General features: G+C 73.1%; 16 protein-coding genes. 5 read left to right on the top strand and 11 right to left on the bottom strand.

The genetic code is table 11. The features are described 5' to 3' along the window. Positions 1-17: 17 nt before the first annotated feature. Positions 18-1,184, top strand: a complete 1,167-nt coding sequence (locus ACFZBU_RS46120) for a hypothetical protein (RefSeq protein WP_391589828.1) — start codon at positions 18-20, stop codon at positions 1,182-1,184. 132 nt (positions 1,185-1,316) lie between these two features. On the opposite strand, the gene ACFZBU_RS46115 is transcribed toward ACFZBU_RS46120, so the two are convergent. The 5 genes from ACFZBU_RS46115 to ACFZBU_RS46095 form a co-directional block, all read right to left on the bottom strand. Beyond that, complete coding sequence (locus ACFZBU_RS46115) at positions 1,317-2,090, bottom strand: sugar transferase (RefSeq protein ID WP_391589827.1); 774 nt, start codon at positions 2,088-2,090, stop codon at positions 1,317-1,319. Positions 2,091-2,177: 87 nt separating this feature from the next. Continuing rightward, on the bottom strand, positions 2,178-3,374 hold the full coding sequence (locus ACFZBU_RS46110) for a glycosyltransferase (RefSeq protein ID WP_391589826.1): 1,197 nt from the start codon (positions 3,372-3,374) through the stop codon (positions 2,178-2,180). Further along, positions 3,328-4,143 carry a polysaccharide deacetylase family protein gene (locus tag ACFZBU_RS46105; protein ID WP_391589825.1) on the bottom strand — a complete coding sequence of 272 codons (816 nt, stop codon included), beginning with the start codon at positions 4,141-4,143 and terminating at the stop codon, positions 3,328-3,330. The genes ACFZBU_RS46110 and ACFZBU_RS46105 overlap by 47 nt, the downstream gene beginning before the upstream one ends. After that, entirely contained in the window at positions 4,140-5,708 is a 1,569-nt protein-coding gene (locus ACFZBU_RS46100; protein WP_391589824.1) for a GNAT family N-acetyltransferase, read from the bottom strand. Before ACFZBU_RS46100 ends, ACFZBU_RS46105 begins: the two co-directional genes overlap by 4 nt. Continuing rightward, entirely contained in the window at positions 5,708-7,300 is a 1,593-nt protein-coding gene (locus tag ACFZBU_RS46095; RefSeq protein WP_391589823.1) for a GNAT family N-acetyltransferase, read from the bottom strand. The genes ACFZBU_RS46100 and ACFZBU_RS46095 overlap by 1 nt, the downstream gene beginning before the upstream one ends. Positions 7,301-7,627: 327 nt before the next feature. On the opposite strand from ACFZBU_RS46095, the gene ACFZBU_RS46090 reads away from it, so the two are divergent. From ACFZBU_RS46090 to ACFZBU_RS46080, 3 genes are read left to right on the top strand one after another with little or no spacing between them, the layout of a single operon-like run. Next, entirely contained in the window at positions 7,628-8,554 is a 927-nt protein-coding gene (locus ACFZBU_RS46090; RefSeq protein ID WP_391589822.1) for a polysaccharide deacetylase family protein, read from the top strand. Positions 8,555-8,572: 18 nt separating this feature from the next. Continuing rightward, positions 8,573-9,706, top strand: a complete 1,134-nt coding sequence (locus tag ACFZBU_RS46085; protein WP_391589821.1) for a GNAT family N-acetyltransferase — start codon at positions 8,573-8,575, stop codon at positions 9,704-9,706. Then, complete coding sequence (locus tag ACFZBU_RS46080) at positions 9,703-10,854, top strand: glycosyltransferase family 4 protein (RefSeq protein WP_391589820.1); 1,152 nt, start codon at positions 9,703-9,705, stop codon at positions 10,852-10,854. The genes ACFZBU_RS46085 and ACFZBU_RS46080 overlap by 4 nt, the downstream gene beginning before the upstream one ends. 96 nt (positions 10,855-10,950) lie before the next feature. On the opposite strand, the gene ACFZBU_RS46075 is transcribed toward ACFZBU_RS46080, so the two are convergent. From ACFZBU_RS46075 to ACFZBU_RS46050, 6 genes are all read right to left on the bottom strand, one after another. After that, positions 10,951-11,100 carry a hypothetical protein gene (locus ACFZBU_RS46075; protein WP_391589819.1) on the bottom strand — a complete coding sequence of 50 codons (150 nt, stop codon included), beginning with the start codon at positions 11,098-11,100 and terminating at the stop codon, positions 10,951-10,953. A gap of 67 nt (positions 11,101-11,167) precedes the next feature. Beyond that, positions 11,168-12,256 carry a glycosyltransferase family 4 protein gene (locus tag ACFZBU_RS46070; protein ID WP_391589818.1) on the bottom strand — a complete coding sequence of 363 codons (1,089 nt, stop codon included), beginning with the start codon at positions 12,254-12,256 and terminating at the stop codon, positions 11,168-11,170. Further along, positions 12,253-13,524: a glycosyltransferase family 4 protein gene (locus ACFZBU_RS46065; RefSeq protein ID WP_391589817.1), complete on the bottom strand. Its 1,272-nt coding sequence runs from the start codon at positions 13,522-13,524 to the stop codon at positions 12,253-12,255. The genes ACFZBU_RS46070 and ACFZBU_RS46065 overlap by 4 nt, the downstream gene beginning before the upstream one ends. Before the next feature lie 6 nt (positions 13,525-13,530). After that, the gene (locus ACFZBU_RS46060) at positions 13,531-14,751 is read right to left on the bottom strand and encodes an ABC transporter ATP-binding protein (protein WP_391589816.1); all 1,221 of its coding nucleotides are present in this window, start codon (positions 14,749-14,751) and stop codon (positions 13,531-13,533) included. Then, positions 14,741-15,862 (bottom strand): ABC transporter permease, encoded by a 1,122-nt coding sequence (locus tag ACFZBU_RS46055; RefSeq protein WP_391589815.1) that lies wholly within the window; start codon positions 15,860-15,862, stop codon positions 14,741-14,743. Before ACFZBU_RS46055 ends, ACFZBU_RS46060 begins: the two co-directional genes overlap by 11 nt. Positions 15,863-15,984: 122 nt before the next feature. Beyond that, entirely contained in the window at positions 15,985-17,115 is a 1,131-nt protein-coding gene (locus ACFZBU_RS46050; RefSeq protein ID WP_391589814.1) for a glycosyltransferase, read from the bottom strand. 129 nt (positions 17,116-17,244) lie between these two features. Here ACFZBU_RS46050 and ACFZBU_RS46045 point away from each other — a divergent pair, with 129 nt between their 5' ends. Next, positions 17,245-18,441, top strand: coding sequence for a glycosyltransferase (locus ACFZBU_RS46045; protein WP_391589813.1), 1,197 nt, complete (start codon positions 17,245-17,247; stop codon positions 18,439-18,441). The last annotated feature ends 40 nt before the right edge of the window (positions 18,442-18,481 follow it).

The raw sequence follows: 18,481 nt of genomic DNA, 5'->3' as shown, positions 1-18,481 counted from the left end.
GACCCGAAAGGCACGACATGGCCGAACCCCCCAACCGCGAACCCGACTTCGGGGACGCCTTCGCGCGCTCGGTCCGTACTCCCCGGCGGCCGCTCCGACCCGGCCGCCGGGTGTGGACCGTGGGTCTGGGCATGCCCGCCCTCGCGGCTGCCGGCCTGGCCGCGGTGACCATCGCCTCGGCGATCGAGTTCGGCGGCGACAACGGCGGCGGTCACCGCAAGCCGGTCGCCCAGGCGGCGCCCATGCAGGACAAGCCGGTCCAGGTGCCTGCGCCCGGGGCCTCGGCCGCGCCGTCGGCGGGCTCCACCACAGGGAACACCACCGATGCCCCGCCCGGCGACCCCGGCCCGGGCGGCGGAACACCGGGCGGCGCAGCGGCGTATCCGCCCGACTACCCCACCGGGGGCAATGGTTCCTCCGGGGGTGGTGCGTCGGGTGGTGCGTCGGGGGGTACCGCCTCGGTGGGCGGTTCGTCCGGCGGCTCCGCGGGCGGTTCGAACAGCGCGCTCAACGGCGGCGGTTCCCCGCCCGGGGCACGCACTGCCGGTGGCGGAGCGGCCGGTGCCGGCGGCACCGCACCGGCTCCCGGCGGCACACCCGGCGGCTCCACCGCCAAGCCGCCGGTCGCGCCGCCCGTGCAACCCGGTTCGTTGGCACCCAAACCGACCTTCACCGGGATCTCCGGTTACGGCTGCGCGAACAGCGGCGCGAGCGGCTTCGCCGAGGTCGGCCGCTACAGCGACGGCAGCAAGGGCTGGTACACGGTCGGCAGCGGCGGGTGGACCAAGGACGGCTGCAACGGAAAGTTCGATGCGGTGCCGATGTCCGGCGACAAGAACAAGGACGACACGAGCGCCCGGGTGTTGTGGTGGTTCGACGTCGGCTCGGCCACCCGGCGCTGTCAGCTCAGCGTGTACGTGCCCAGCGGCAACGGCAGGGACGTGGGCGGCAACCCCGCGCAGTACTACGTGTTGCGGAGCCGGGACGACGACAAGACGGGCGCCTGGTACGGGCAGTTCACCGTCGATCAGGTGGGCGGTAAGGGGCGTTGGGTGAGCGCGGGCACCTTTCCGGTGAGCAACGGCAGGATCGCCGTCAAGCTGGTCACGCGGGGCGTGGACTGGGGCGGCACCGCCGGTGCGCATCTGGCGGCCGGCCAGGTGCAGGCGACCTGCACGGGCTGACCGGGTAGCCCGGGCCCGCTGGGCGCACCGAGATCACCGAACCCACCGGGCTACCCGGCCCCTGACGGCGTGATGTCCGTGCTCGATCCCCACGATCGAGCACGGACATCCGCACATCCGGCCGGTTCGGCGTCAGGAGACCTCTTCGGCCAACGATTCACCCGCCGGTCGCTGCGGTGGCAACATCCGGGTCGGGTCGACCGGGGAGTGGGTGATCGGTGCGGACCAGACGATGGGTCTGGGCAGCGGGAACGTCTCGCCCCGTTCCTGCCGTACGGTGCCGGGCCGAGCCGCGGCCCCGCGCCCCGGATCCTCCTGGGGCAGGTTGGCGACCGGCACCGGGAAGCCCGGATTGACCCCGCCGGCGGCGGTGATCCCGCTTGGCCGCAGCAGCACGCCGATCGTGCGCCACAGGATGACCAGGTCGACCCGGGCGCTGCGGTTGCGCACGTACCAGAGGTCGTATTCGATCCGCACCGGCCAACTGAGCGCGTTTCGCCCCTGGACCTGCGCCCAACCGGTCAACCCCGGTCGCACGTCGAGCCGGCCCCGCTGGCGTTGCGTGTAGTGCACCACCTGGCTCGGTAGCGTCGGCCGCGGCCCGATGATGCCCATGTCGCCGCGCAACACATTGATCAGTTGCGGCAGTTCGTCCAGGCTCGTGGTGCGCAGCAGTTGCCCGGTCCGGGTGATCCTGGTGGCGTCGGGTTCGTCCGGGTAGCGCGGGTCGTGCATGGTGCGGAACTTGAGAATCTCGAAGTCGCGGCCGCGCAGGCCGCTGCGTGTCTGGCGGAACAGTACGGGTCCACCCATGGTCGCGCGGATCATCACGTGGATCGCGAGCAGGACCGGTCCCATCAGAACCAATGCCAGCACGGCCACGGTGATGTCGAACAGTCGTCGCATTCCATGCCCCTCCCCTGGTGTGGCGTTCGGTGTGGCGAGCTTCGGGCGCCGGCGGTGTCTCCCTCACCGGCCGTCGCCCGTTGTGCGTCAAGTCCAACCCAGGCCGCGGCGCCCGGCCACGGCCCGATAGGTGTCGATCGAGATGCCCGCCACCCTGCGCTGGTCGAATTCGGCCAGAGCGCGCAGCCGGGCGGCGGCGCCGAGTTCGGCGCGCAGGTCCGGTTCGGTGATCAGGCGGTCGATCGCGGCGGCCAACAACCGGGGCTCGCCGGGCGGTGCAAGGAGCAGATGTTCACCGTGGGTGCCGATCTCCCGACAGCCGCGGATGTCGCTGAGCACCATGGGCAGCCCGCAGGACGCGGCTTCCATGGCCGATCGTGAGAAGCCCTCGCGGTGCGAGGGCAGGACGAACACGTCGAGCGCGTTGTACACCGCGGGCATGTCGGAGCGGGCACCGACGAATTCGACCCGGGAGCCGTGCACGGCGCGGGACACCGCGTCGGCCTTGTCCGGGTCCTCCGGTCCGATCCAGACGAATCGGGCCTTGCCTGCGAGCAGTCCGGCTGCCTCCACGTATTCGAGGATGCCCTTTTCCGCGACCTGCCGCCCGACTCCGCCCACGAGTAGTTCGTCTTCGGCCACGTTCAGTGCCCGCCGAACGCTCGCCCGAGCGGCGGGATCGGGCCGAAAGCGGGCCAGATCGGTACCGTTGCCGACCACGCGCGAGCGCCACCCGGGCACGGCCCGGCGCAGCGTCGCGTGGTCGGTGGCGTTCTGGTACAGCTCCGCGTGCGAGGCGCGGGCCGCCAGGCCCTCGGTGCCGAGCACGAACGCCCGGCGGGCCCACGGGTCGCCGGGCCGGATCCACAGGCCGTGGCAGGTGTTGACCACGACCGGGACACCGGTGGCACGACCCAGGATCCGGCCGAGCACACCGGTCTTGGGGTTGTGCGTGTGCAGCACGTCCAGGCGCAATCGTCGCAGCGTGCGTACCAGTTCGCCGGCGGCCGCGGCGTCGCTGCGCAGACTCCAGGCGCGGGTCAGCGAGTTCAGCGGCACGTGCGTGACGCCCAGCGCCTCGATCTCGGGAACGTAGGGGCCGGCGGCGCTGATCCCGTAGGTCTCGAAGCCCGCCGCGACGTCCTCCTCGAGTTCGGTGCGCAGGAGCAGGGCCAGGCTCATGTCGATGGTGGTCAGGTGGGCGACCCGCAGGGGTCGACCGCCCGGGCCGCGCGGCTCACGCATGCGCACCGGCCCGCTTGCCCAGGCCGACCACGGCGGCATAGGCGCGCTCCTGGGCGAGCCGGCCGCCGAGCTTGGCGCGGAAGAACGCGGGCGGGTCGGTGCGCCGGACCGGGACCCGGCGCAGCCGGATCGGGTCGCAGCCCGGGAGGTTGCGGCCGAGCACGCCGGTGGCGGCGCTGCGGAACCGGCAGCGCAGGGCGTGCTCCATGTCCGGGACGGCGATCCCCCACGGATAGGCGAAGTGGGCCGGGCGCAGCCCGAGTCGGCGTTCGATGTCGTCGGAGGCGTCGTCGAGTTCGGCTGCGGTGAGGGCCTCGGGGCGGGCGTGGCTGCGGGTGTGGTTGCCGATCGTGGCCAGGCCGGACTCGGCCAGTTCGGCGATCTGGTCCCAACTCAGCGCGGCGGATCCGCCGCTGGTGCCGGTGGAGCCCTCCCAGCGCATCTGTTCGCCGATGCAGCCGGTGGCCAGGTAGAGGGTGAACGGCAGCGCTCGGGCCCGCAGTTCCGGCCAGGCGTTGGCGTACACGTCGGCGAAGCCGTCGTCGAAGGTGAGCACGATCGAGGGCGTCGGGTCGCCGGCCGCGAGCCGGTCCACCGCGGTGTCGAGGGAGACCACGTGCGCGGGCGGGAGCAGGTCGAGCTGGGCGCGGAACGCGTCGGCGGGCAGGTCGAGTTCGTCACGACTGCCGCCCCCGACGCGGTGATAGATGAGCAGGGTCGCGCCGGGTGCCGGATCGCGGGCGAGGGCGGTGGCGGCCAGGCCGCGTTTGAGCGTGGCGCGCACGCGGTCGCCGCTGATGGCGGTCATCGGGTGGTGCCCTTCGAGGTGTGCCGGGTGGGAGCGGTGCGGGCGTGGGGCCACGGGACCGGTTCGGATTCCTGACGAAGCGGGGTGCCGGCGCTGCCGGCGGGGTCGAGCACGTACAGGCGCAGGGTTTCACCCAGGGCGGTGGCCACGCTGCGCACCGCCTCGCCGGGCTCCCACGCGCGTGGTCGGTCCCGGGTGCCCAGTGCGGCGATCGTGCGCACGGTGCGGTCGGCGGCCAGGTGCACGAGGGTGTGCGGCTCCTCGCCGACCAGCCACCACGTCTCGCCGCGGGCCCGGCCGCCGTCGACCACGTCGGTTCCGCGGTAGCCGCAGGCCAGCGCGATGGGTCGGTTGTCCTCGACGCCGGCTTCGTGCACCGGGTCGAGTTTGTGGCCGGGCTCGCCGTGCGGGTTGATCGCGGGCGCGATCACCGTCTCGGCGACCGGGGTCGGCGCCGGTTCGGCGGCCTTGGCGCGGCGTACCCGCAGGTGTTGTTCGACCGACATCCGGGTGGCTCGGGCGAAGCCGCGGGCGGGCAGGGTGGCGGCCAGCACGCGTCGGTCGCGGATGGCCTCGATGTCCCACAGCGCGGGGCGTTCGGGGGCCAGTCGCAACTTCTGCGGGGTTCGGGTGGGCATCAGGTCGACCAGGCGCGGGCTGCTTCCGGCGGGCCAGGGTTCGGTCAACACCCGTTCCTGGGCCTGCCATTGCACGACGGTGCCGATGCCCAGCGCGGCGAAGCGCTCGTCGTAGGCGGTGGAGTGCCAGGTGGCCACGTCGCCGAGGCGGAACCACAGGTGCATCGCGGCGGGTACGCCGTCCACGCGCAATATGTACAGCCGGGCCCAGTCGTGCCGGGCGGCGCGGGCGATCAGCTCGCGGCGGGCCTCGGCGGCGGCGGGTTGCAGCGGGCCCTTCCAGCTGCGGGCGAACAGGTCGGTGTAGATGGCGAATCCGGCGTCCAGGTCGCGCCCGGTCGCGGCGCCGGCCGTCTCCTCGACGGTCAGGTCCCAGTGCGCGCGTACCCGGCCGGCGAAGCGGTGCGCGTAGCGGTCGAAGCTGCGGAATCGGGCCTTGTGGCCGGCCCAGCCGCCTTCGACGCCGGCGAGCATGTCGCAGGCCTTCTCCCGGGCGTTGACGGTGTAGCCGCACGCGCGTAGTCCGGCGATCAGCCGGTGGGTCTCCGGGTCCCGGCTGGGCATCCGGTGCAGGCGCAGTTCGCGGATGCCGGCGCGGGCGAGGGCGTCTGCGATCGAGTCGGCGCCGTGCGGTTCGTCGGGGTGCACGACCACGTGGCTGCGGGGTCTGCGGTGTGCCGAGAAGACCCCCCATCGGTCGGTGCCGATGCGCTCCAGCGGCAGCAGTGCGCGCGGCTGGTCGGCGTCGTCGAGCACGGACACCACACGGATGTCGTCGAGCGGGTCGTGGTGACCGTGCAGGGTGGAGGCGAACCACGCGTGGGTGTCGAACGGGTCGGCGTGCACGCCGCGAGCGGCCACCAGCCGGTCCCAGGACGCGGCGAAGGTGGGGTCGATCTCCAGCGGGTGCATCGGGCGGGCCCGCATCAGGCCCCCTCGGCACGGCTGAACACACCGCGCGAGCCGGTGCCGGCGACGGCGGCTCCGGGCGCGACCGATTCGGCTCCGCTGGGGGCGGGTTCGGCGGTCGGCGGGCTCCACGCGCGGGGCCAGCGCAGGCGCGGGTCGCGCACGGGCACCTCGTCCAGGTAGCGGACGGGCGACGCGAGCAGGTCGGCCAGCATCAGCGCGATCGCCTCCAGGGTGTAGGTGGGGTCGTAGCGCACGACCTCGCGCAGGGTGGGTACGGGTTCGTGGTGGTCGACGCGGGCCACCGCCAGCGGGCCGGTGCCGATCCGATACCAGCGGTCGTCCGGCCCCCAGTCGGCCCGCATCTCCTGCGGGCCCTTGCGCGCGCAGGCCACGGCCAACAGGCGCAGTGTGGGTTGGTCCAGGGTCAGCCGGACGCCGGCCCGGGTCGGGATCTCGGTCGCGGGTCTGGCCTCGAGTCGGCGGGCGGTGCCGGAGGAGCCGGCGTCGACCGTGCCGACCCGTGCGCGCAGGCTGCGGACCCGGGCCCGGGCGGCGATCGGGACCGCACGCTGCATCTCGCGGGCGCCGCGCAGCAGCGGCAACACCCGGTGGGGCACCCGGGCGGCGCACACGTCGAGCAGCGCGGGCCGTTCGGTGCTGATCCGGTCCTTGAGCGGGCTCGCCCCGGGCAGCAGGTCGATCAACGCCAGACCGCCCTCGGCGAAGGCCAGTTCCTGGGCGCGCCAGTGCACCACGTTGCCCGGCGAAAGCATCGCGGCGGCCGGGTCGTAGGCGATCGTGTGCCACTGCACGACCGGACCGATGCGCACGCCCAGACAGGACGCGATGGCGCGGTCGTCGGCGTAGAGCACGTACAGCCGGGCCATGCCGCGCGCGTCGAGTGCACGGGTGAGCAACCGGCGGCGCTCGGGCGAGGCGCCGAGTCGGCCCTTCCAGCTCAGGTCGAACAGTTCGTCGTGGTCGGCCAGGCCGGCCGCCAGCGGCGGGGTGCCCGGCGCGCCGAATGCCGCCACCCGCAGTGTCCACAGTTGTCCGGCCCGCCGGGTGGTCTGGGCGATCGCGCTGTCGAAGCCGCGGTGTCGGGCCCGGTAGCCGGACCAGCCGTCGGGGGTGGCCTCGATCATGTCGGTCATGCGTTCGCGCACGTCCACCGCGTAGCCCGCCTCGCGCAGCGCGGCCAGGAGGGCGTGCGTGGCCGGGTCCCGGCTGGGCATGCGGTACAGCGTCAGTTCCCGGATGCCGATCCGGCGCAGTTCGCCGACGAGTTGGCGCAGGACGGCGGACTGCGGCTCGGGGGTGCCCAATACGACACGTGTGCGTTCGCGTTGGCCTCGGCCGAGTTCGTGGGCGCGTCCGCTCCCGTCGAGTTCCAGCGGGAGCAGGGCCAGCGGACGGCCGGCGGCGAATACCCCGGGTATGCGCACGTGTTCGGCCCGTTCGGGGCGACTCGTCAGCCACGAGGACATCCACGCGTGCGTATCGAAGACGTCTGCCTGAACCCCCCGTCCTGCCACCAATTCGTCCCACGCACGCGCCAGATCGGTGTCGATCTCCTCGGCGTGCAGGGTCGATGCACGATTGACCATCGCCCGGCCCCCACCTCGCGGTCCCGATGTGAGCGGCATCGGAACGTTTGTGCCCAACCGGCGTCCCCCGCCCCCACACGGCCGGGACACGAGTCACCCGCCGACCAGATTAGGCCGGATGGGTCACGCGTGAAGGGTGTTTCGCAATCCGTCCACGAGTCGTCCGTGATGCTCCCCGATATCCGGGGTACGCGGGCTTGCCCCGATGTGGCCGGTGGGCGGACGTCGAGTGACGGGCCGTGGGCGGACGTTCGGCGACCGGCTGACGGGACCCGACCCCGCTGTTACGGTTCCGGCAGCGGGAGCCGCGGGGCTGGGGAGGCTTGGGTGGGCGGTTCGATGGTGGGCTCGGTACGGTCCGGGGGCGACGCGTTGTTGCGGCGGTCCCCGGCGCAGGTGTGGTTCGCGCATCGCGCCCGGCTGCGGCTCGCGGTGCTCGGGTATCACGGGATCTCGGATCCGGACACGTTCGCGGGGCAGTTGGACCGGCTGCGCCGGATCGCCCGGCCGGTGTCCCTGGACGAGGTGGAGACGGCGCTGGCGACGCGGCGCGCGCTGCCCGCCAAGGCGGTGCTGCTCACCTTCGACGACGGTGAACGCAGCATTCTGGAGCACGGGTTGCCACTGCTGCGCGAGCGCGGCATCCCGGGTGTGGCCTACGTGGTGGCCTCGGCGATCGACTCCGGGACGCCGTTCTGGTGGCACGAGGCTGACCGGTTGGTAGCCGCCGGGGCGCGGGTGGCGGGTGAGCCGGAGCGGTCGCCGAGCGGGTGGGTGGCGTACCTGAAGACGGTGCCGCAGGAGCGGCGTCTGCGTCTGCTCGCGGCGCTGCGCGAGGGGCACGAGCCGGTGCGGACCGAGCAGTTGACCGGCGCCGACCTGGGCGCCCTGGAGTCGGGCGGTGTACGGGTGGAGAACCACTCGCTCACCCATCCGCTGCTCGACCGGTGCTCGGACGCCGACGTGCGGGCCGAAGTGGTGCAGGCGCACGAGCGGTTGACCGAGCTGCTCGGTCGGGCCCCGCGTTCGTTCGCGTATCCGAACGGGAACTGGGACGTGCGGGCCGAGCGGTTGTTGAGCGAACTCGGCTACCGCACCGGGTTCCTGTTCGATCACCGGCTCGGGCCTCGACTGCCGGACCACCCGTTGCGGATCTCCCGCCTGCGGGTGGGGTCGAACACCCGCCCGGATCGCTTCGCGACGATCCTGTCCGGGCTGCATCCGGCCCTGCACGCGCTGCGCGGCGGCCGTTGACCTGCTTGAATCGGCGGGTTGTTCGGGTCGGCGAAGCGCCGGATCCGGTCGACGGACAGATCCGGGGGGATCACCGTGCTTGCTCTGCCCACGCTGTTGCGCTCGCCCGGCGAGTTGACGGCCCTCGTTCCGTCCTGGCGCGCGCTGGTGGCCGCGACGCCCGGGACGTCGTACTTCACCACGCCCGACTGGGTGTTGGGCTGGACCGAGTCGCTGGGCCGGGAGCAGGCCGGCCGCGCGGTGGTGGCCGTGTGGCGCGCCGAGGACGGCGCCGCGGAGGCGGTCGTACCACTGCTGCGCACCCGTGAGCGGTTGCATCCGCGGCTGCCCGGCGGCGTGCTGAGCTGGACGCTGCTCGGCACCGGGCCCGGCGCCGCGGACCACTGCGGGTTCGCCGTCGATCCGCGCCGGCACCAGGACGTCCGGGCCTGGCTGGCCTCGCTCGCCCGGCGGCGCACCATGGTCTTCCCGCACCTGGACGCCGGCACCGGCGATCCGTTCCTGCCGCCCGGCGCCCGCGAGATCGAACGCACCGCGTGCCCGGTGATGCCCGCCGACCCGGCCGCGCTCGGCTCGGCCCGGCACCGGCAGGGGGTTCGGCGCAAGGCCCGCAAGCTGGCCGAGGACGGGATCACCTTCACGTGGGTGGCACCCGACGCGACGACCCCCGAGCTGTTCGACGACCTGCTGCGGCTGCACCGGTTGCGCCGCGAAGCGATCGGCGGGTCGAGCGCGTTCGACGCCACCCGGCGCCCGTTGCACGCGGCGCTGGCGGCGCGCGCCGCGGCCGATCGTGGGCCGTGCGCGCTGGTGGCCCGCGATCCGGCGGGCCGACCGGTGGGGGTCCTGTACGGGTTCCTGTGGCAGGACACCTTCGCCTACTACCAGTTGGGCTGGGATCCGGCCTACGCGAAGGCGAGTCTGGGCACGGTGTTGTTCCACGAGACGCTCACCGCGCTGGCCGACCGCGGGGTACGTACCTTCGATTTCCTGCGCGGGGCCGAGGAGTTCAAGCACCGATTCGGCGCCACCGATCGATACGACACGACATGGCTGGTGGCCCGGGGGGCGGGCGGCGCGCTGTTGGGCGCGAAGTCCGCGGCCCGCCGGGTCAGGGATCGCCGGCTGCGGCCGGTTCGGGGGGAAGCGTGAAGGATCGCATCAGGCTCGTGCACGTGGTGTGGCGGCTCAGCGTCGGCGGTGGGATTCCCCAGGTGAGCCGGCAGGTGCTGGCCGGGCTCGACCCGGAGCGCTTCGACTGCCACGCGATCATCGCCAGACCCGCCTGGGAGGAGGATCGGCTCGACGAGTTGGGCGCCCATGTGACGGTGCACGCCCTCGACCACGAGGGGCCGACCCGGCCACAGGACGAGATCCGACTCGGGCTGCGGATCGCCTCGCGGGTGCGCGAGTTGCGGCCGGACGTGTTGCACGCGCACAGCGGTACGGCCCGACTCTCGTTGCCCGCCGCTCTGGGCTCCCCCGGGATGCCCCGGGTGCTGGAGGTGCACGAGCCGCTCAAGGACGGCCTGCACTCGCGGCTGACCAACGCCATCGAGGTCGGCATGGTCAAGGCGGCCGGCTTCCGCCCGTTCGCACACTCCACCCACGTGCGCGACGCGACCGCGGCGATCGTGGGGTGGCGGCCGGAACGGATCCCGCTGGTGCCGTTGGGCGTTCCGGTCCATGTGCCGGACCCGGCGGCGGGCCTCGCGTTGCGCGCCGAGCTGGGCATCCCGCGCGAGGCGCGGGTCGTGGTCGGGGTCGGCCGGGCGACGCAGAAGAACATCCCCCTGATGGTGCGGGTCGGCGCGGACGTGGTGCGCAAGCTCGGCGACACCGGTCCGCCGGTGATGTTCCTGGTGATCGGCCGTCAGGAGCCGGAGATCCAGGCGCTGATCGAGGAGTTGGGGGTCGGCGACCGGGTCCGGGTGGTCCCGCCGCTGGCGCGGCTGAGCGACGCCTTCGACGCGGCCGACCTGTTCCTGTCCACGTCGCACTACGAGGGCTTCGGGCTCGCGGTCGCGGAGGCGATGATGGCGGGCGTGCCGGTGGTCGGCACGGCGGTGGGCGGCGTGACCGACGTGGTCGCGGACGGCGTGACCGGGCGGTTGCTGCGCGCGGGCGACCGGGGCGGCCTGGTGATGGCGTGCCGAGAACTGCTCACCGACGACGCGTTGCGGGCCCGTATGGGCGCGGCGAGCCGGGAACGGGCGCTGTCCCGCTTCACCCGGCGACACATGCTCGACGGCTTCGCCCGGATCTACGAGCGCGCGGCGCTGCGCCGCCGCCGGGGGTAACCGGGCGGTCCCGACGGGCGAGCGACCGGGGCCTCGTTGACCGTCGGCCGTGGTCCGGCTCGGGTGCGGGCCGGACCACGGCCGGCGGGTGGGGTGTCAGTCGGTCGGCGGCCGGTCCCAGTGCGGTACTTCGCGGAGCGGGTGCAGCTCGTCGTCGGTCTCGGCGTGCGAGTTCTGCTTGGCCACGTGGGTGCCGAACTCCACGTGCGAGCGCAGCGCCTCCCGAAACGGGGCGTGGGAGGGCACTTCGGCCTGTCGGCGGCGGCCGGATACAGGTCGACGAAGCGTCGGCGCTGTGGGCACGAGACGGATGTCAACCACCGCTCAGCTCGGTCAGGATGCGCTCGGCGACCGACGGCCACGTCATCGTCGCGCGCAGTTCCGCGCCGCGCGCCAGCGCCCGGGCGCGGAAGTGGGCGTAGTCGGCGCTCAGCCGCGAGAGTGCCTCGGTCAGGGCGTCCACATCCCCCGGCGGCACGGCGATCCCCGCGTCGCCCACGATCCACGGCTGGTTGCCGACCGTGGAGGCCACGCACGGCAGGCCGCGGGTCAGGCCCTCGACCAGGGCGATCCCGAACGCCTCCATGTGCGTGGGGATCACCAGCGCGTCGGCCCGGTCGTACGCGGCGCCCATCGCCGCGTGCGGCACCCGGCCCAGCGCGCGCACGCCGGGCGGCAGCGGGCCGTCGGGCCCGCTGCCGACCAGGGTCAGTGTCCGGCGCGGGTCGCGGGCGTGCAGGCGCGCGAAGGCTTCGAGCAGGGTCGGGCCGCCCTTGAGCTCCCATTGCGTGCCGACGAACAGCAGCCGTGGCGGATCCGCCGCGCGTGGGCCGGGATCCGCCGCGGCGGGCGCCACGTTGGTGCCCGCGCCCACCACGTGCACCCGGTCCGCGGCCAGGCCGTACTCGGTGACCAGGACGTCGGCCGTGCTCGGTCCCATCACGAACACCCGGTGTGCGCCCAGCAACAGCCGTCGTTCGCGGGTCAACCACCCGTCGGTGTAGCGGGATCGATGCACGCCGCCCACCGCCGCGCCCTCCAGGCCCACCCGGTCGGTGTACACGCCGTAGCGCACTCCCGCCGGCGGCACCAGGGCCGGCAGCGTCTGCACGATCAGCACCGGGCGGCGCGGGCCGAGCAGTCCGCGGGCCCGCACCCTGCGGTCCAGTGCCGCCGTCCAGGCGTCGGTCTTGGTCCACGGCGTCCCCGGCCCGGCCCGGCGCGCCTCGCGCACGGCCCGCAGCCGTGCGCCGGCCAGGCCCGGCGCACGGGTCAGCGGCATCAGGTCGTGCGCCTCGACCGCCGTGCGGTCCGCCAGTGCTTGGCGCAACGCCGGTACCGACCCGGAGAACGCCCCGACGTGCAGCATGGTCAGACCGGATCGGCCGGTCGGCTCGGTCATCCGGTCGTGGCCCCGCGCGGGCCGCGGGTGCGGGCGCGCAGGGCCTGGCCGCGCTGGCTCGCCTTGAAGCCCACCAGCCGCCCGCCGACCCGGACCGCCTCGCCCACTCGGCCGCGGGCCACCGGCCGCTCCAGCCGGGCCTGTTCGTACCATTCGACCAGCCGGGCGGCCTGGCCCTCCAGCGCGAAGCGCTCGTGCACCAGCTCCAGCGACCACGTGCCGATCCGCTCGCGTTCGGCCCGATTCCGCAGCAGCGCGGAGAGTTGGCCGACCAGCGGATCCTGTTCGACGGGCACCCGGCCCGCGCCGAGGCCGTAGAAGCCGAGCGCGTCGAAGTCGCCGATCGTCTCCGGTGTCACCGGTTTGCCGAAGCCCTGCTCGCCGACCACGACGGTGGGCTTGCCGAACGCCATCCCACGCAGCGCGGAACTGCCCATGCCCACCACCACGTCCGCCAGCGCGTAGGCCGGACGCGGGTCGGCCATCTCGCCGGTCAGCACGATCGCCCGCCGCCCCAGGTCGCCGTTCAAGGCCGCGGCCCGGGCCTGGAGTTCGCGCTCGATCGAGCCGCCGCCGACCATCACCAGGCGCAACCCGGGCAGCTCCGGGGCCAGCCGGGCGACGGCATCCATGGTGCGTTCCAGGTGCTCCTGCTTGAGGTGCCTGGCCAGCCGCGAGACCACCACCACGGTGGGTGCGGGTTCGAGCAGGCCGTGTTCGGCGGCGAAGGCGTCGACGTCGACATCCGGCTCGTCGCCGGCCGCCGGTGCGGTGATCGGGTGGTCGATCGCGGTGTCCACCGGCGGCTCCAGCAGGTGCACCCGGGCACCCTCCAGGCCGCGCAGTTCGCCGGTCTCCTCGTACAACTCGCCGTAGCCCACGGTCAACGGCACGCCGGTGCGCGGGAAGTATGGCGGCAGGCTGCCCATCGACATGATCGTGCCCAGCACGGGCGTGCCGCGGGGCACGAACGCGCCCAGGAACGCCTCGACCAGCGGCCAGTATTCATAGGTGTGCACGACGTCGATCCGGTGCCGGCGCACCGCCGCGGCGATCGTGCGGGAGACCGCGGGCGAGGGCCGTACGTGTGCCCGCTCGGGCAGCGCGAGCAGTGGCAGCCCGGCGGCGGCCACCCGTTGCCGGAGCGGCCCCTGACGGCCCATCACCCACACTTCGTGGCCGAGGTCGCGGACCGCGCGGGCCAGGTCCACGGCGTTGATCGAGCTGCCGCCGAGTTGCATGTCGTGCGGACACACCAGGATGCGCACGGCCGCTCACCCCTCCCAGGTGTGGTCGACGTAGACCGGCGCGGCCAGCACCACCGCGCGCGGCGGGGTGTCCAACTCGGGGCCGGCCACGTCGAACTGCTTCGCGGGATGCCACGTGGTCAGCGGGTGGCCGTCCCGGTCGTACACCCCGATCCACAGGGCGTATCGCCCGCGCGGCAGCGGCAGGCGGTCCAGGGTGCACCTGACCCGGTTGCCCGATCGGCCGAACTGCACGTCCCGGCGGGTGGTGAAGACCGGGCTCGCGGTGCCCTCGGTGACGCCGATGTGCACGGTGGCGGGTCCGTGGTGGTCGCCGGTGAACTCCGCCTCGACCACCATCGACCGGTTCGTGGTGGGGCCGGCCGTGTCCACGCCGCGCACGTCCACGTACGTGGTGCGAATGGCCTCGTCGGTGCGGGTGCGCGCCTCGGTCTCCTCCTCGACGCTGTCCCGATACCCGCGCAATGCCTGCCGGATCGGGCCGTCGCTGCGGATCTCGCCCTGCTCCAGCCAGATTCCGCGCGTGCAGATCGACTCCACCGACGCGAGGTCGTGCGAGACCAGTACGAGTGTGGTGCCCTGTTCCAGCACCACCCGCATCCGGTCCAGGCACTTCTGCTGGAACAGCGCGTCGCCGACCGCGAGCACCTCGTCGACCAGGAGCACGTCCGGTTCCAGGAAGGCGGCGACCGCGAAGCCGAGGCGCATCTGCATGCCGGAGCTGTACCACTTGACCTGCCGATCGATCGCGGTGCCCAATTCGGCGAAGTCCACGATGTCGTCGAACCGGTTGGCCACCTCGGCCCGCTTGAGGCCGAGCAACGAGCCGTACAGGAACGCGTTCTCACGTCCCGTCAGGTCGGGGTGGATACCCGCTCTGACCTCGATCAGGGCGCCGACCCGGCCGCGCACCTGAAGTCGGCCGGCGTAGGGGTACATCACCCCGGTGAGCATCTTGAGCAGCGTCGACTTGCCCGACCCGTTGGAGCCGATCAGGCCGACCGACTCGCCGGGGTCGATGTGGATGTCGATGTCGCGCAACGCCCAGCGCCAGTCGGCCTGGTCGCGGCCGGAGATCTTGCGCGCGATGCGGCCCAGGTTGTCCCGCAGGAGCATGCGCTGACTGTCCGCGCGAAATCGCTTCCACAGGTGTTCGGCCCGGATGGTGCCCAGCGGCAGGGCGCCCGGCTTGGCCGGCGCCTTGATCGTCGTGAGGCTAGGCGACATCGGCGATCCCCGCTTCGAGCTTCTTGAAGATCTTGTATCCGACGATCAGGAGCACGGTCGCCGATCCGGCGGCGGCGCCGGTGAGTTCCCAGTCGGGTTGTTGTCCGTACAGAATCGACCGCCGGTATCCGTCGATCACGGCGGCGAGCGGGTTGAAGATCACGTACGGGAGCAGCCAGTCCTTGGTGATCTGGTCCATGCCGTAGGCGACCGGGGTGGCGAACATGCCCATCTGCATGAGCAGGGGCAGCACGTGTCGGATGTCGCGGAAGTAGACCACCGCCGCGGACAGTACGAGCACGACACCGAGGGTGACCTCGAACTGGATGAGCAGCAGGATCGGCAGCGCCCAACTGGTCGCCGCGGGCGGCGTGGTGTACGCCGCGAAGAGCACGACCAGTACGGAGGAGGCGATCAGCATGTCCACGGTGGCCACGATCACGGTGGCGAACGGGAAGACCTCGCGCGGACAGTAGACCTTGTTCAGCAGCGGCCCGTTGGACACCAGGGACGAGGAGCCCTGGGTCACCGAGGACATGAAGAACGTCCACGGGAGCAACCCGAGGTAGCTGAACAGCGGATAGGGCACGTCGTACTTGTGCGCGGTCTCGCTGAGGTTGCCCACGCGCTGGAAGACGACGGTGAACACCACCATCAGCAACACGGGGGTGATCACCGCCCACGCGAAGCCGAGAACGGCTTGTTTGTAGCGGGCCTTGAGGTCGCGCTCGGCCAGGGTGCGCACGAGTTCGCGCGAATGCCACAGCTCGCGGATGCCCCGGATCAGGCTGGTGCGGCGCTTGAACTTGAGTTCCGGTGGTGGTCCCTTGATCTCGGGGTCGGGTGCCTGTGCTGCGGCGATCCGGCCGGTCCCGCTGCCGACGCCCGCCGTGGGCGCCGCGTGTCGTCCGGTACCGGTGCGACTGTCGATGGTCGGCGTGGTCGCTCCCCCGTGGCCCGTGCTGGGCGCTCCGTTGACGTGTGTTCGGTGGTCGGCGGGTTCGTCGACACTGCCGCCCGGCCGCGCGTGCCGGCCCACCCGGCCGACACCGTCGACCCGGCCCATGCCGTCGCCGGGCATGCCGACGGCACCCCCCACATACTCCCCCACGGACTCCCCCTCCCTGGTTCGACAACAACCTTGGCACATGCGATCTCCCCACGAGTCGCATTCGGCCGTACGGGAATCGGCGCTCCCGCCCTACCGCTTCCCCTCCACCCGGTGCCGGAGCGTCATCGGCGTTGCTCGTCGAGCAGCGCGATCCACGCATCCACCACGGTGTCCATCGCGTGCCGTTCCAGGCAACGAGCCCTGGCCGCACGGCCCATCGAGCCCCGATCGGCCAACACCCGGCGGATCGCGGCGACCAGCGCCCGGGGATCCCCGGCGCCGGGGCCGACGTCGGCGAGCGCGCCGGTGACCCCGTCCACGACCACGTCGCGCACGAAGCCGACATCGGTCGCCGCGGCGGGGATCGCGCACATGCCCGCCTCGACGAGCACGCCCGGGACGCCCTCGCTGGTGCTGGACAACACGAGCACGTCGGCCGCCCGGTACACCGGGCCCGGGTCGGCGAGGTTGCCGGTGAAGACGACCCGGCCCGGTGCCCGCCGTTCGGCAAGGGCCTCCAGGGCCGCCCGTTCGGGCCCCTCCCCGGCCACGAGCAGCCAAGGGTCCGCGGGTCCGGCGCCCGCCCCGCCGGTCCCGGAGTCGGAGCCGGAATCGGCGAGCAGCGCGAACGCCTCGATCGCGAGCGCCACGCGCTTCTCGCCGGCCAACGCGCCGACCACCGCGAGCACCGTCGCCTCCGCGGGCAGCCCCAACTCGGCCCGGGCCTTGCCCCGATCGCTCTCGTCCGGCGGCAGGAACCGTTCCGGCCGCCGGCCGTTGGGAATCGACCGCACCCGCTCCGGTGCCAACCGGTGGGTATCCAGCAGGATTTCCCGGCCCATCGGCGACACCGACGCGATCGCCGTCGCGCGGCGCAGCATCATCCCGACCCGGGCCCGGCGCAGCGCGTCCTTCGCCCAGTGCCGCGGATCGCCGATGTTGACGTAGACGAACGGGGTCCCGGCGCCCGCGAGCGCGATCCCGCAGGCGTCCAGCGTGGTCGAACCGTGGGCGATCACCAGGCCCACGCCGCCCGCACGCCGGCGCAGTGCGCGCAGCGTGCGCGGGTGCAGCCGGCCCGGCCCCAGGATCGGGATGGGCATCTCGCCGGTGCCCGCGAGGGCGACGATCGAGGACGCCCGGCCGCGTTCGCGCAGCGCCACGTCCAGATCGTGGGCGAACGCCTGTGAGCCCCGGCGCCGTGGGTCGGTCACGACGTGCAGGACCGCACGCCGATCCGTCGGTGTCCCCATGAGGTGACAGGTTGTCACGAATCCCGCCCCGCCGGGGGCGTATCGATGACATGCTCAGCCGTGTGGGGTGGGGGCGCCCTGTGATCGGCGGCTTGCCGGGGAGATGGCGGGGATGGCAGAGGTGATGCAGTGCACGTGCTCCAGGTGATCGACAGCGTGGATCGGGTCGGTGGGGCCGAGCGGGCGGCGGTGGCGATGGCCCCGCAGTTGATCCGCAGGGGGATCACGCTGGACATCGCGTATCTCTTGGATATGGACGGATTTCAACCGGAGTTGGCCGCGGCCGGCGTGTCGTTGTTCGGCGTGCATCACGGCTCGCGGGCGGGCTCGGCGCGCGGACTCGCGCGGGTGATCCGCGACCGGCGCCCGGATCTGGTGCACACGACCTTGTACGAGGCGGACATCGCCGGGCGAATCGCCGCCCTGGCGACCGGCGTTCCGGTCGTGTCCAGCCTGGTGAACACCTCCTACGGCGCGGAGATGCGCTCCCAGCCCGGGATTCGGCCGTGGAAGCTGCGGGCCGCCCAGGGCCTGGACGCGGCCAGCGCACGCGGGGTGCGCCGCTTCCACGCGTTGACCGAGCACGTGGCCGGCGTGATGTCCCGTCGGCTCGGCGTGCGCCGCTCGCGGATCGAGGTGGTGCCGCGCGGACGCGACCCCGAACTGCTGGCCGCCGCGCGGGATCGCCGCGAGCTCACCCGGGCCGCGCTGGGCCTGGGGGCGGACGTCCCGGTCCTGGTCACGGCCGCCCGGCAGGAGTACCAAAAGGGTCTGGACGTGCTGATCACCGCGTTCGCCCGGGTGCGCCGCGAGGTCCCGGACGCGGTGCTGTTGTTGGCCGGACCGGACGGGAGCCGCACCGAGTCGCTGCGCCGGTTGGCCGCCGAAACCGGCGGAATCGGGGATTCCACCGGCGCTGCGGAGCCCGTACGGTTCTTGGGACACCGCGACGACGTGCCCGATCTGATGGGTGCGGCCGATGTGTTCGTGCTGCCCTCGCGCTGGGAGGGGCTGGGCAGCGTGCTGATCGAGGCGATGGGGGTGGGGGCGCCGATCGTCACCAGCGACCTGCCTCCGGTACGCGAGATCACCGGGGCGGGCGACTGTGCGGCGCTGGTGCCGCCGGACTCGCCCGAGGCACTGGCGACGGCGCTGGTCGCGGCCCTGACGGAGCGGGAGAAGACCGCGATGCGCACGGAAGCGGCGTATCGACGTTTCGGCGAGGAGTACACGATCGACAGCGTTTGCGACCGGATGGTCGCGTTCTATGCCCGGGCCGTCGACCCGCGAGCCGGCCGTGACGTGGCGTCAGGTCCGGTGCGGTGACGGCCACGCGAACACACCCGTTCGGATCTCGACGGAATCT

It is taken from the genome of Embleya sp. NPDC008237 (assembly GCF_042956465.1).
GTDB lineage: Bacteria > Actinomycetota > Actinomycetes > Streptomycetales > Streptomycetaceae > Embleya.
Note: the sequence above shows the minus strand (reverse complement) of the source record. Positions and strands in the feature narration are given on the sequence as shown.